This is a genomic window from Streptomyces sp. NPDC044003 (genome assembly GCF_056435185.1).
Genome location: NZ_JBWKFA010000002.1, coordinates 592,854 through 606,880 on the forward strand (window position 1 = coordinate 592,854; position 14,027 = coordinate 606,880).

General features: G+C 73.7%; 10 protein-coding genes. All 10 read left to right on the top strand.

Annotated features, from left to right (window positions below; translation table 11 throughout):
• Nucleotides 1–214: 214 nt before the first annotated feature.
• The 10 genes from AC07AW_RS09270 (at nt 215) to AC07AW_RS09315 (ending at nt 13,977) form a co-directional block, all read left to right on the top strand.
• Entirely contained in the window at nt 215–631 is a 417-nt protein-coding gene (locus tag AC07AW_RS09270) for a hypothetical protein (protein WP_478814820.1), read from the top strand.
• Nucleotides 628–1,638, top strand: coding sequence for a phosphate ABC transporter permease subunit PstC (gene pstC / locus AC07AW_RS09275; RefSeq protein ID WP_478814821.1), 1,011 nt, complete (start codon nt 628–630; stop codon nt 1,636–1,638). The genes AC07AW_RS09270 and pstC overlap by 4 nt, the downstream gene beginning before the upstream one ends.
• Nucleotides 1,635–2,906 carry a phosphate ABC transporter permease PstA gene (pstA, locus tag AC07AW_RS09280; protein ID WP_478814822.1) on the top strand — a complete coding sequence of 424 codons (1,272 nt, stop codon included), beginning with the start codon at nt 1,635–1,637 and terminating at the stop codon, nt 2,904–2,906. Before pstC ends, pstA begins: the two co-directional genes overlap by 4 nt.
• A 116-nt stretch (nt 2,907–3,022) precedes the next feature.
• Nucleotides 3,023–4,813, top strand: a complete 1,791-nt coding sequence (locus tag AC07AW_RS09285) for a phosphate ABC transporter substrate-binding protein PstS (protein ID WP_478814823.1) — start codon at nt 3,023–3,025, stop codon at nt 4,811–4,813.
• On the top strand, nt 4,810–7,479 hold the full coding sequence (locus AC07AW_RS09290) for a hypothetical protein (RefSeq protein WP_478814824.1): 2,670 nt from the start codon (nt 4,810–4,812) through the stop codon (nt 7,477–7,479). The genes AC07AW_RS09285 and AC07AW_RS09290 overlap by 4 nt, the downstream gene beginning before the upstream one ends.
• 97 nt (nt 7,480–7,576) lie before the next feature.
• A complete protein-coding gene (locus tag AC07AW_RS09295) occupies nt 7,577–8,572 on the top strand; it encodes a hypothetical protein (RefSeq protein WP_478814825.1) in 996 nt (331 codons plus the stop codon).
• Between the two features lie 14 nt (nt 8,573–8,586).
• Nucleotides 8,587–10,161: an Ig-like domain-containing protein gene (locus AC07AW_RS09300; protein WP_478814826.1), complete on the top strand. Its 1,575-nt coding sequence runs from the start codon at nt 8,587–8,589 to the stop codon at nt 10,159–10,161.
• Nucleotides 10,162–10,230: 69 nt separating this feature from the next.
• Nucleotides 10,231–12,273, top strand: coding sequence for a hypothetical protein (locus AC07AW_RS09305; RefSeq protein WP_478814827.1), 2,043 nt, complete (start codon nt 10,231–10,233; stop codon nt 12,271–12,273).
• A 25-nt stretch (nt 12,274–12,298) separates the two neighbouring features.
• Nucleotides 12,299–13,192 carry a class E sortase gene (locus AC07AW_RS09310; RefSeq protein WP_478814828.1) on the top strand — a complete coding sequence of 298 codons (894 nt, stop codon included), beginning with the start codon at nt 12,299–12,301 and terminating at the stop codon, nt 13,190–13,192.
• Nucleotides 13,193–13,200: 8 nt separating this feature from the next.
• Entirely contained in the window at nt 13,201–13,977 is a 777-nt protein-coding gene (locus AC07AW_RS09315; RefSeq protein WP_478814829.1) for a phosphate ABC transporter ATP-binding protein, read from the top strand.
• Nucleotides 13,978–14,027 lie beyond the last annotated feature (50 nt).

Below are 14,027 nucleotides of genomic sequence, written 5' to 3' on the forward strand. Positions count from 1 at the left end.
CGCCCCCGGGCACGCGCAGACCTCCCAAGGTCTTCTGCCTCCCGTTCATGTGCTCGCCGTTGCTGCTTCACCGGTCTGTGGAGTGGTCAGCCCCCGACGCCGTGATTGTCATGCCCGCAGCCACGACGCCGTGTGGTCGATCCTCGGCCACACGCGATGTCCGGGCGAAGGGGGCGGTTCCGTGTCTCGGCCACGGTTTCTGTTTGTCTCACGGGTGGACTTCGAAAGACCTCAGGGGCGCCGCGCCTGGGCGCCCGACGCGGGCCCCACGGCCGCGGTGAGCTGGCGGCTCGTCGGCGCCAACAACCACGAACTCGGGCGCGGACCCGAGCTCCACCGCGACCACACCGCCTGCAGCGCCGCCGTCGGACGACTGCGCGCCGGACTCGACCGCGCGGTGCCCCACGTGGCCATGGCCGCCGTCCGCGGCGCCTGGACCTGGCAACTCGCCGTGGACGAGCGCTGCGTGGCGGTCGCCGCCCGCGAGTTCAGCCGCCAGCGCGAGTGCCGTGACAGCCTCCGCCTCTTCCTGGCCGCGGCCGCCGAGGGCGAGGTCGCCACCGACGTGACGCACACCCGCCGGCTCCGCGGCCTGCGGCTGTCCGGTGCCGTCCAGGAGAACGCCTCGTGAGCACCGTGACCCCCGTCGTCCCCGCCGAGCCCGAGCTGCCGCGCACCGGGACCGCGGCGCACGACCCCGCCGACCGGGTCTTCCGCATCGGCGCCCGCGGAGCCGGAGCCGTCGTCCTCGTCACCATGACCCTGGTCGGCGTCTTCCTCGCCGTCCGCGCCGCCCAGGCGCTCGGCGAGGCCGGCGGCTCCTTCGTCACCACCCCGGCCTGGGAGCCCGACTCCCGCCACTTCGGCATCGCCGCCGTGCTCCCCGGCACGATCCTCATCGGCCTCACCGCGGTCTCCTTCGCGCTGCCGCTCGCCCTCGGCACCGCGCTCTACATCACGGAGTACGCGCCCCGCCGGCTGCGCCGCACCCTGGTGAGCCTCGTCGACCTGATGGCCGCCGTGCCCAGCGTGGTCTACGGCCTGTGGGGCTTCTTCTTCCTCCAGCCGCACATCACCGGCCTGGCCCGCTGGATCTCCACCTACCTCGGCTGGATCCCGCTCCTCTCGGTGAACGGCGCCGACCCGGACGACCCGCTCGCCCCGGCCACCGTCTACACCTCCTCCACCTTCATCGCCGGGATCGTCGTGGCGCTGATGGTCACCCCCATCGCCTGCTCGGTGATGCGCGAGGCCTTCGCCCAGGCCCCGCCCGGCGAACGCGAAGGCGCCTTCGCACTCGGTGCGAGCCAGTGGGGCGTCATCCGTACCGTCGTCCTGCCCTTCGGCAAGGGCGGCATCATCGGCGGCACGATGCTCGGGCTCGGCCGGGCGCTCGGCGAGACCATCGCCGTCGTCATGATCATCTCGCCGGTCTTCGTCTTCCAGCCGCACATCCTGGAGAACGGCGCCAACTCCGTCTCCGCCCTGATCGCCCTGCGCTACGGAGCCGCCAGCCCCTTCGGCATGTCCGCACTGATGGCGGCCGGCCTCTCGCTCTTCCTGATGACCCTCGTCGTCAACTTCGTCGCGTCCTCCGTGGTCGCCCGCAGCCGGTCCGGAACGGGAGCCGACGCATGACCCTGACCACCGACCCACTCCGCGCGGACGCCGTCACGGTCACCCCCGACGTCGTCCCCGACGGCCCCGGCGCCCCCGCGGAGACCCGCCGCACCACCTCCGCCCTGCACGCCCGGGACGTCTTCGCCCTGATCGGCGCGGGCGCCGCCGCCCTCGCCCTGACCTCGGTGCTCTTCGAGCGGGTGCTGCCCTTCGACGGCACCCTCGGCTTCACCGTCGTCACCTATCTCGCCTTCATGGCGCTGTACGCGGTGCTGATCTCCCTCGACGAGAACGGCGCCACGATCCGCGCCCGGCTCGCCCAGACCCTCGTCCACGCCCTGGCGTTCCTGCTGCTCGCCGCGCTGCTGTTCATCGTGGGCTACGCCCTCTGGCGCGGCCGGGAGGCCCTGCCCCACCTGAACTTCTTCACGGAGGACATGTCCGGCACGGGCCCGCTCCAGCCGCTCACCGAGGGCGGCATGCTCCACGCCATCGTCGGCACCCTCGAACAGATCGGCATCTCGCTGCTTGTCACGGTGCCGCTGGGCCTGGCCTGCGCGGTCTTCCTCAACGAGGTGCCCGGCCGGTACGCCCGCTTCGTACGCACCATCGTGGAGGCGATGACCGCCCTGCCCTCCATCGTCGCCGGGCTTTTCATCTACGCCACCGCCATCCTCGCCCTGGGCCTCGGCAAGTCGGGTTTCGCCGCCTCGCTGGCGCTCTCGGTGATGATGCTGCCGATCATCATCCGGGCCGCGGACGTGGTCATCCGGCTGGTGCCCGGATCGCTCCGCGAGGCCTCGTACGCCCTGGGCGCCGGACAGTGGCGCACCGTGTGGACGGTGGTGCTCCCCACCTCCCGCTCGGGCCTCACCACCGCCGTCATCCTCGGCACCGCCCGCGGCATCGGCGAGACCTCCCCGGTGCTGCTGACCTCAGGCGCCGCGACCGGCCTCAACCTCAACCCCTTCGACGGGCCGCAGACCTCGCTGCCGCTGGCCACCTTCACCCTGGTGGCCTCCCCGGAGAAGGCCATGATCGCCCGCGGCTTCGGCTGCGCGGCCCTCCTGATGGCCCTCGTCCTGCTGCTCTTCCTGCTCGCCCGGGTGATCGGCGGGCGCGGACCCGGCCAGTTGAGCCGCCGTCAGCAGAAGCGCAGGACCGCCGCCTCGCTGCGGGACCTGGAGCGCATGGGGTCCTCCGCCGACGGACCCGACCCGGCGGGCGACCGCCCGGACGACCCCGGGGCCGAGGCCTTCGCCGCCCCGCCGCCCCGGGCAGGCTGACCGCCCCCCCCCGTACGACCCCGACACCACCGGTACGACCCGCATCCGCCCGCGGACCCGGTTCCGTACGCGTGCCGGTACGACCCGCACCACCCGCCACCGATCAGGAGAACCCGATGTCCGGACGCCCACCGGCATTCCCCGCGAGCGTGCTGCGGCGCACCCTGGCCGTGCTCGTCACCGCCCTCGCCCTCGTGGCGCCCGCAGCGACGCCCGCCGCCGCCGAGAGCTACGTACCGGTCTCCGGCGCCGGCTCCACCTGGAGCCAGAACGCCCTCGACCAGTGGCGGGCCAACGTCAAGCAGTACGGGATGACGGTCAACTACAACGGCACCGGCTCCTCCGACGGACGCAACCAGTTCCGCAACGGCACCGTCGACTTCGCCGTCTCGGAGATCCCGTACGGCATCAACGACTCGGGCGTCGCCGACCCGCCGCCCTCGCGGAAGTTCAGCTACATGCCGATCGTCGCGGGCGGCACCGCCTTCATGTACAACCTGCGGATCGGCAACCGGCGGGTGACCAACCTGCGGCTCTCCGGAGAGAACGTCGCCAAGATCTTCACCGGCGCCCTCACCATGTGGAACGACCCCGCGCTCAAGGCCGACAACCCGGGCCTCGCGGCGAGCCTCCCCGCCCGCCGGATCGTCCCCGTGGTCCGCTCCGACGGCTCGGGCACCACCGCCCAGCTGACCACCTGGATGAGCAGGAAGCACCCCGCGCTCTGGGACGCCTACTGCCGCCGGGCCGGCCGCAGCACCCCCTGCGGGCCGACCTCCAACTTCCCCGTCGTCGGCGGCACCGGCTTCGTCGGCCAGTCCGGCTCCAACGGTGTCTCCGGCTACGTCGCCCAGGACGGCAACCAGGGCACCATCACCTACGTCGAGTACTCGTACGCCGTGTCCACCACCGGCTTCCCGGTGGCCAAGATCCTCAACGCCAAGGGCTACTACACCGAGCCCACCGCCCAGAACGTGGCGGTCTCACTCACCGAGGCGCGCATCAACCCCGACCTCACCCAGCGCCTCGACGGGGTCTACGACTCCACCGACCCGCGGACCTACCCGCTCTCCAGCTACAGCTACATGATCGTCCCGACGGCGGTCGAATCGAACTTCAACCCGCAGAAGGGCAAGTCCCTCGGGGCCTTCGCCTACTACTTCCTGTGCCAGGGCCAGCAGTCGGTGGACCGGCTCGGCTACTCGCCGCTCCCCGTCAACCTCGTGCAGGCCGGCCTGGCCCAGGTCCGCCGCATCCCCGGCGTGGTCGCCGAGAGCATCGACATCCGCACCTGCAAGAACCCGACCTTCTCCGCCGACGGCACCAACACCCTCGCCAAGACCGCCCCCATGCCGCGTGACTGCGACCTCAAGGGCGCCACCCAGTGCGACACCGGCACCGGCGGCGACAAGACCCCGACCAGGACGGGCGGTTCCTCCGGCGGCACCACCGGCACCGGCGGCGCGACCGGGGGATCCGGCGGAGGCACCGGCGGCGCGGGCGGCGGCACCGGCTCGGGCGGCGGCGCGGCGAACGGCGGAGCCACCGGTTCCGCCGCCGGCGGCGCGACGGGCGGCGCGGACGGCAGCTCCGGCGGGGGCGCCACCGGCTCCGGCGGCGCCGCGGCCGGCGGCACGACCGGCGGCGCACTCGACCCCGAGACCGGCCAGCCCCTCGGCGACGGCGGCGGCGCGGCCGGCGGCACGGGCGACGGCGGCGCGAGCGGTGGCGGAGGCGGAGGCGGCGATCTGTACGGCGTCCCCGTCACCACCGCCGCGAGCGTCGGCGGCGGACTCCAGACCACCCTCATGGTCCTCGGCGCCCTGCTGCTCGTCCTCGTCACCGTCGGCCCGCCGCTGCTGCACCGCCGGCTCGCCGCCCGCCGCGCGGGGGAGGGCCCCCGATGACCGGCGCCCGCCCCGGCCGGCTGCGCAGGCTCCTCGGCACCCTGTGCCTGGCCCTCGTCCCCGTCGTCGCCACCGTCGGCACCGGCCTCGACCCGGCCGCCCCGCCCGCCTACGCCGACACCGGGCAGAACTCGGCGGTCACGGTCTCCGGCACCGGTGAGTTCGCCGACCTGAGGATCACCGTCGGCCAGACCCGGAACCTCGTCAACCAGGTCGTCCGGATCAACTGGACCGGCGGCGCACCCACCGTCTCCGACACCGCCTACGCCGCGAACTACCTCCAGATCATGCAGTGCTGGGGCGACGAGCAGGGCCCCGGGACCGACCAGTGCCAGTTCGGCGGCTCCTCCGCCCTCGGCGCGGGCGCCGGAAACCAGGCCGCCGGCGCCTACACCAACGGACGGCAGCTCAACTACGGCGCCCACCTCAAGGACTCCGAGAACCAGCCGATGCCGCCGCCCGGCCCCAGCGGCATCTCGTACGCGCCCTTCCGCTCGGTCACCGGCGACGACGTCAGCCCCGGCAACTGGAACGAGTTCTTCGACGTCAACAGCACCAACGAGGTCCCCTACGCCCGCACCGACGCCCGCGGCACCGGCGAGGTCCACTTCGAGATGCAGACCGGCGTCGAGGCACCCGGCCTCGGCTGCGGCGCCGCCGTCGAGACGCAGGGCACCGTCACCGGCCGCGGCTGCTGGCTGGTGATCGTGCCGCGCGGCACGAAGGAGGTCGACGACACCCCGTACACCGCCCAGTCCAGCGGCCAGCTCCAGTCCTCCCCGCTCAGCCCGGCCAACTGGAAGCACCGCATCACCGTCCCCCTCGGCTTCGAACCGATCGGCAGCTACTGCCCGATCGGCGCCGAGGAACGCGGCACCCTGGGCAGCGAGATGGTCGCGGAGGCCGTCACCCGGTGGCAGCCCACCCTCTGCCGGACCGGCGCGCACGCCATCTACGGCTACGCCCAGGTCCCCGACGAGACCGCCCGCGTCAAGCTGCTCTCCGGCATGCCCGGCCTGGTCTTCGTCGGCCGCGCCGCCCCCGCCTCCTCCGGCCGCACCCCGGTCTACGCCCCGGTGGCGCTCTCCGGCATCACCATCGGCTACTCCATCGAGAGCCAGGCGTCCTTCCGGGCCCCCGAGGAGGTCCGGCAGCGCAACGGCACCCGGATGACGACCCTGCGGCTCACCCCGCGCCTGGTCGCCAAGCTCCTCACGGAGTCGTACCGCGACGGCGTCTCCCGCTTCGCCGACAGCGTGGCGGGCAACCCCGAGAACCTCGGCCGCGACCCGGAGTTCATCCGCCACAACCCCGAGTACGCCGACCTGGACTTCGGCGGCAAGCTCGGCGACGCCCTCGTCCCGCAGCCGCTCGCCGACACCACCCGGCAGCTGTGGGAGTGGGTGGCCCAGGACCCGGCCGCCGCCGAGTTCCTCCGCGGCACCCCCGACGACGAGGGCGCCCACGGCGACCCCGGCAACTCCGGCATGAAGATCAACCCGCACTACCGGAACATCGCCCTGCCCCTCGACTCCTTCCCCAAGAGCGACCCGTACTGCCAGACCTTCGACGACCGGCCGGAGCACCCGCTCTGCGTCCAGGACAAGAAGCCGTACGCCACCGACATGCACGCCGCGGCACGCGCGGCCGGTCGCGGCGACACCCTGGCCCGTACCTCCTGGGACGCGACCGCGACCCCGCCCGCGTACAAGAAGGACCCGCCGCAGCCGGCCGGCCAGCGGGCCGTGCTCGCCGTGACGGACACCGCGACCGCCGAGCGGTACGGCCTGATGCGGGCCGAACTGCTCAACGCGGCGGGCCGGTTCACCGCACCCGACGCGGTGTCCCTGACGGCCGGGGCGAAGGCCCGCAAGCCGGGCCCGAACGGCGTGAGCCTCCCCGACCCGGGCACGAAGGACCCCGCCGCCTACCCGCTGACCGTCCTCACCTACGCCGCCACCGTCCCCGCCGACCTCACCGCCGCCGAGGGACGCGACTACGGCACCCTGCTGACCTACGCCGCCGGCGCGGGACAGACCCCGGGCGTCACCGCCGGCAGCCTCCCGCACGGCTACGCGCCGCTGACCGAGGAGCTGCGGCGGCAGACCCGCGAGGCCGCGCGGCAGGTGACGCAGGCGGGTGTGAAGCCGTCGACGCCCACGCCCACGCCGACGCCCGTACCGTCCACGTCCACCGGCACCGGCGGCACGACCACCGGCACCGGCTCCGACGGGGGCACCACCACCGGCGGCTCCGACAACGTCACGACCACGGGCGGGTCGGGCGGATCGGGCGGATCGGGCGGTTCGAACGGGGGCGCATCGGGCGCAGCGAGCGGATCGGGGACGGGCGGATCGAGCGCCGACGCCGGTGGTACGGGCTCCTCCTCCGGGGGCACCAGCTCGAACACGGCCCCGGGCACCACCCCGAGTGCGACCCCGAGCACCAGCGCGTCCGCCCCGCCCGCCGCCACCACGAAGCCCGCCCAGGAGAAGCAGACCGTCACCGCCCTGGGCGCCCCGACGCCCGCCTGGACGGTCGGCGCCGTCCGGAACGTGCTGCTCGTCTGTCTGATCGTCGGCGCGCTCGCCGCCTTCGCCGGCCCGACGCTGCCGAGGTACCTGCCGCGCCTCGTGGCGGTCGTACGCGAACGGACGGGGAGGTGACGGTGCCCGAGAACGTCTGATTCGTCCGCGCCAACGGAAGTCCTGCACACGCGCCCCGGGCACCACCGGAGCGCAGCCTAGCTGAGGAGAACCCCCAGTGAACAAGAAGAAGACCGGCCTCGCGCTCGCCGTAGCGGCGCTCGCGGCCCTCACCGTCGGCAGCGGCCTGGCCGCCGCCGACCCGGCCGGCCCTCCCCAGTACCGCCAGCTCGCCGGTGTCGGCTCCGACACCACCCAGGACGTCATGAACGGCCTCGCCGACGTCGTCACCGTGAACGGCCAGAAGGTCATCGGCTCCTACGACGCCACGGGCTCCGCGACCATCACCACGAAGAACCCGGCGACCAACCCCAACTGCACCATCCCCCGGCCCAACGGCTCCGGCGCCGGACGCTCCGCGCTCCTCAACTCCCTCCAGAGCGGCAACGGGTGCCTCGACTTCTCCCGTTCCTCCTCGCTCAGCCTCGGCGCGGCCAGCCCGGGCCTGACGTACGTGCCGTTCGCGATCGACGGCGTCAGCTACGCCATCACCCCCGGCTCGTCGATCCCGCGCAAGCTCGCGATGGCCGACCTCAAGGCCATCTACCACTGCGACCCCAACTACGTGGGCGCCGGGCCGAACTACGACCTGACCGTCTACCTGCCGCAGGCCGGCTCCGGCACGCGCTCCTTCTGGCAGTCGCAGATGGGCATCACCGAGGCCGACGTCGTCGCCGGCGTCTACCCCTGCATCAAGGACAAGAAGGGCACCGCCCCGGTCCAGGAGCACGACGGCCGCGTCCTCGACGACAAGTCGATCGTGCCCTTCTCCATCGCGCAGTACCAGGCGCAGTCCTCGCAGACCATCGCCGACCTGCGCGGCCGCGCCATCCTCGGCACCGTCGAAGGCGTCTCGCCCACGGTCCTCAACACCGGCTTCGGCGTGAAGCGCGATGTCTACAACGTCATCCCGACGAGCAAGGTCACCACCTCCCCGTGGAGCGACGTCTTCGTCGGCCCGGACTCCGGGATCTGCAAGCAGTCCGCCGTGATCAACACCTACGGCTTCGCGACCAACCCGAACTGCGGCGACATCACCAAGCAGACCCCCTGACAGGAGCCTTCGTCGTGCTGAAGAACAGAATCTCCCGGGCCCTCGCGCTGGGTGTCGCGGCCGTCACCACCGCCTTCGCGGCGGGCCTCGCCACCGCGGGCGCCGCGTACGCCGCCCCCATCGGGACCCTCGCCATCACCCCCGCCACCGGTGCCGACACCAGCGGCGTCTCCTTCACCACCTCGGGCGCCTGCCCGGCCAACGCCACCAACGTCCTGGTGAAGGTGGAGGGTTCCGGCTTCCCGGCCGGCGGCCTCAACGTGGTCGGCAACTCGCCGATCACCACCTACCCCACGGCGGCCAACGGCGGCATGGTCATCCCGCTGACGTCCACCATGCGCGACTACGCCTCCCAGGCGGGCTTCACCACCCTCCAGGGCCGGTACGACTTCACGGTCATCTGCCGCACCGCCTTCAACGGGACCAGCCTCGGCGACTTCACGGGCGCGATCTGGTTCACCTCCAACACCACGTACCAGGCGAACGACCCGGCCGTGAAGACGGACACCGCCACCTCGCTCGCGGTCACCCCGGCCGGCCCCGCCCAGGCGGGCTCCCCGGTCACCCTCACCGCCACCGTCACCCCCTCCGGCGCCGCCGGCACCGTCCAGTTCAAGGACGGCTCCGCCGACTTCGGCACCCCGGTCACCGTCAACGGCGGCACCGCGACGCTCACCACGAGCAACCTGACGGCCGGCACGCACGCGCTCACCGCCGTGTTCACCCCGTCCAACGCCTCCTTCAACGGCTCCACCTCGTCGGCCGTCTCCTACGAGGTCAAGCCCGCCGCGGCGACCCAGACCACCACCGCCCTCGCGGTCTCCCCGGCGGCGAGCGCCCCGCAGTACAGCCCCGTCACCCTGACCGGCACGGTCACCCCGGCCGGCGCCGCGGGCTCCCTGAGGTTCACCGACACCATCGGCGGCACCACCACCCCGCTCGGCACGGTCCCGGTGAGCAACGGCACCGCCGTCCTGACCACCTCCAGCCTGCCGGCCGGCCCGCACTCCTTCACCGCCGTCTTCGTCCCCGCCGACCCGGCCCGGTACACCGGCTCCGACTCCGCCGCCATCCCGTACACCGTCGGCGCCTTCGCCGGCGTCACGGCCTCGGAGACCATCACCACCACCGTCAACGCCGGAGCCCTCGTCATCAGCGTCGACAACCCGCAGGTCACCCTGCCCTCGCCGGTCCTCAACGGCGACGGCGACCTGCTGACCACGGCCGGCGCCCTCAGCCCGGTCACGCTGACCGACACCCGCGCCGGCAACCCCGGCTGGACCGTCAGCGGCCAGGTCGGCGACTTCACCGACGGCGCCACCCACACCATCAACGGCCAGAACCTCGGCTGGTCCCCGAAGGTCGTCGACAAGGCGCCCGCGCAGACCGTCACCGCCGGCTCCGCCGTCCCCGCCGCCAAGGGCGCCGCCCCCGGCGACGCGGGCAGCGCGGGCCTGAAGTCCGCGCGCACGCTGGCCAACGGCACCGGCCTCGGCACCGCCCACATCGGCGCCGACCTCGCCCTCAGCGCGCCGACCTCCACCACGGCCGGCACGTACACCACCACCCTCACCCTCACCGCCATCTGATCCAGGCGTGAGCTCCGGGGCGGAACCGCGCCGCGGTTCCGCCCCGCCCCTGACCCCTGGAGACCCGCCATGACCACACCCCGCCAAGCCCACCGGACCGGCGCCCTCCTCACGGCGCTGCTCGCCCTCCTGCTCGCCTTCGCCGGAACCCCGCGCGCCACGGCCGCCGTTCCCGCCGACGGCGGGAAGAACGACACGAAGGCCGTCTTCGGCGTCCAGCCCTCCGGCCCCGGGAAGCCCGACCAGCGGCCCCACTTCTCGTACGGAGTCACCGGCGGCGCCGGGATCCACGACCAGATCGCCCTGTGGAACTACGGCACCCGGCCGCTGACCCTCGCCGTCTACGCGAGCGACGCCGTCAACACCGTCGACGGCGGCTTCGACCTGCTCCCCGCCGGCGCGAAGCCGACCGACGCCGGAAGCTGGATCAAGCTCGCGAAGAACACGGTGACGGTGCCGCCCAAGGGCCGGGTCATCGTCCCCTTCAGCCTCACCGTGCCGAGGAACGCCACCCCCGGCGACCACACCGGAGGCATCGTCGCCTCGCTCTCCGGCACCGGCAAGGACGCCCACGGCAACCAGGTCCGGCTCGACCAGCGCGTCGGCGCCCGCGTCTACCTACGGGTGGCGGGCGCGATCCGCCCGGAGCTGACCGTGGACGGCGTCCACGCCGAGTACCACGGCAGCCTCAACCCCTTCGCCGCCGGCACGGCCACCGTCACCTACACCGTCCGCAACACCGGGAACGTGCGGCTCGGCGCCCGCCAGGCCGTCCGCGTCAACGGCCTCTTCGGCTCCTCGGTCATCGCCTCGGGCACCCGCGACCTCGGCGAACTGCTCCCCGGCAGCGCCCTGACGGTCACCGCCGAGGCCGAGGGCATCGCGCCGCTCCTGCACGCCTCCGCCGTCGTCTCCGTCCAGCCCGTGCAGACCAGGGACGGCGTCGATCCCCGGCTGCCCTCGCTGACCCGCTCGGTGCCGCTGTGGACGGTGCCGTGGACGGCGCTCGGCCTGCTCCTCCTCCTCGTCGCGGGCGTCCTGTGGCGCCGGCGGTCGCGGCGGAACCGGCGCGGGCCGCGGACGGCGGCGTCCCCGAAGCAGTCCACCGAGAACCCCGAGAACCCCGAACTCCCCGACAAGGAGCTCATCGTGCAGTTCAGACGCCTCACCCGGCGCACCGCGGCCGGCGTGGCCCTCGGCGCGGCCACCGCCCTCGCCGGCGTCGGCATCCTCACCGTGCCGACCGCCACGGCCGCCCCTCTGGGCACGGCCGGGATCACCCCGGGCCAGGGCGCCGACGACACCAGCATCGCCCTGACCACCTCGGGCGCCTGCCCGTCGCCCGCCACCCACGTCCTCGTGAAGGTGACCGGCAAGGGCTTCCCCGCCGAGGGCAAGAACGTGGTCGGCAACGCGCCCCTCGGCACCTACGGGCAGGACCCCACCGGCACCGGCTTCATCGTGCCGCTGACCATGACCATGCGGGACTACGCCAACGAGGCCGGGTTCACCACCCTCGAGGGCCGGTACGACCTGACGGTGATCTGCCGGAAGGCCTTCGGCACCGAGACGTACGGGGACTTCACCGGCTCGCTCTGGTTCACCTCGCCCACCGTCTACCAGGACACCGACCCGGACGGCCCGAACCCCACCGGCACGCCCAGCGGCACCCCGACCGGTACGCCGACGTCCACGGAGACCCCCACCGGCACGCCCCCCACCCCGAGCGACACGGCCACCGCGTCGCCCACCGACACCGCCTCGCCCTCGCCTTCGACGAGCACGACCGCGACCGGAACCCCGACCGCGTCGGCGACCGCGACCGGGGGCGACACCGTCGGCGTCTCGACCAGCATCCGGCCCACCACGGCCACCCCCTCGGCCACCGGCACCGGCACCGGCTCCGCCGACGCGGGCGGCACGACCGGCTCCGGCTCCGGGGACGCCTCGGGCGCCGGCGGCAGCGGTGGCGGCCACGGGGGCGGCGGTCTGGCGCACACCGGAGCCGACCCCCTGCTGCTCGGGCTGTTCGCCGCCGCTCTGGTGGCCGCCGGCACCTTCGCCGTCCGGTGGGCCCGCCGCCGCGGACTGATCACCTTCGGCACCCACTGAACCCCCGACGTACGGAGCACACCCGATGACAGCCACCCTCACCCCGGTGGACGTGCGCCCCGCCCCGGCCCCGGCAGGACCCGCACCCCGCTCCAGCCGGCTGTGGACCGTCGGCGGCACCCTGGCGATCCTCGGCGCGCTGCTCCTCGGCTTCGTCGCCGAGGTCGGGCCGTTCGGCGACCTCCGCCAGGAGCGGGACCGCCGCGTCGGCTACGCCGATCTGCGCGCCGCGCTGGCCGAGGCCACCGCGCCGATCGGCTCGTCCACCGAACCTGGCACCCCCATCGCCCTGCTGACGATCCCTCAGCTCGGCGTGAAGGAGGTGATCCGGGAGGGCAGCTCCGCCGAGGTGCTGGCCTCGGGACCCGGGCACCGCCGTGACACGGTGCTGCCCGGGCAGGCCGGGAACAGCATCGTCATGGGCCGCCGGGCGGGGTACGGGGGGCCCTTCCGGCACCTGGACAGCCTCCAGCCCGGCGAGTCGATCGGGGTCGTCACCGGGCAGGGCGAGCACACGTACCGGGTGACCGGCGTCCGGAGGGCGGGCGACCCCAAGCCGCCCGCCCTCCAGGCCGGGCAGGGCCGGCTCACGCTGATGACCGCGACCGGCTCCCCGTACCGTCCGGACGGGGTCCTCCAGGTCGACGCCGAGCTGATCTCGCCGCCCCAGCCGGGAGCCGTCCCCGCCTTCCGCTTCGGCCGCGTCCCGGCCGACGAACTCCCGCTCGCGGGCCGCCCCTCGGCCTGGCTCCCGCTGGTGCTGTGGGCGCAGGCCCTGCTCCTCGCGGCGGCGCTGCTGGTCTGGGCGCGGACGCGGGTGCCCCGCGCGCACGTCTGGCTGGTCGGCTTCCCCGTCCTCGTCGCCCTCGGCCTCACGGCCGGCGACCGGGCGGCGCTCCTCCTTCCCAACCTCCTGTAAGGACAGTCGTGGCTTCCCATCTGGACGCACGTTCCCTCTCCGCCTGGTTCGGGTCCCGCAAGGTCCTCAACCGGGTCTCGCTGACCATGCCCGCCGGCCGGGTCACCGCGCTCATCGGGCCCTCCGGCTGCGGCAAGTCGACCTTCCTGCGCATCCTCAACCGGATGCACGAGCTGATCCCGGGCGCCGAGCTCGCGGGAGAGGTGCTGCTGGACGGCGACGACATCTACGCGCGCGGGCGGCGGCTCACCGAGGCCCGCCGTGACATCGGCATGGTCTTCCAGAAGCCGAACCCCTTCCCGGCGATGTCGGTGTACGACAACGTCACGGCGGGGCTGAAGCTGACCGGCGCCCGCGTCTCCGCCGGCGACCGGGACCTGCTGGTGGAGGAGTGCCTGACCCGGGCCGGGCTGTGGAAGGAGGTCCGCGACCGGCTGCGCCAGCCGGGCGGCGCGCTCTCCGGCGGGCAGCAGCAGCGTCTGTGCATCGCCCGTTCGCTGGCGGTCCGGCCGCGGATCCTGCTGATGGACGAGCCGTGTTCGGCGCTCGACCCCACGTCGACCCGGCGGATCGAGGAGACCATCCGGGAGCTCGCGGAGGAGGTCACCATCGTGATCGTCACCCACAACATGCAGCAGGCGGCCCGGGTCTCCGACCAGTGCGCCTTCTTCCTCGCGGAGCAGGCCACCCCGGGCGTGATCGTCGAGCACGGCCCCACGGAGGCGATGTTCTCCAGCCCGAAGGACTCGCGCACCGCGGACTACGTGGAGGGCCGCTTCGGCTGAGCGGCGGGGGAAAAGCGGAGAGGGCCCGTACGCGTCGCGTACGGGCCCTC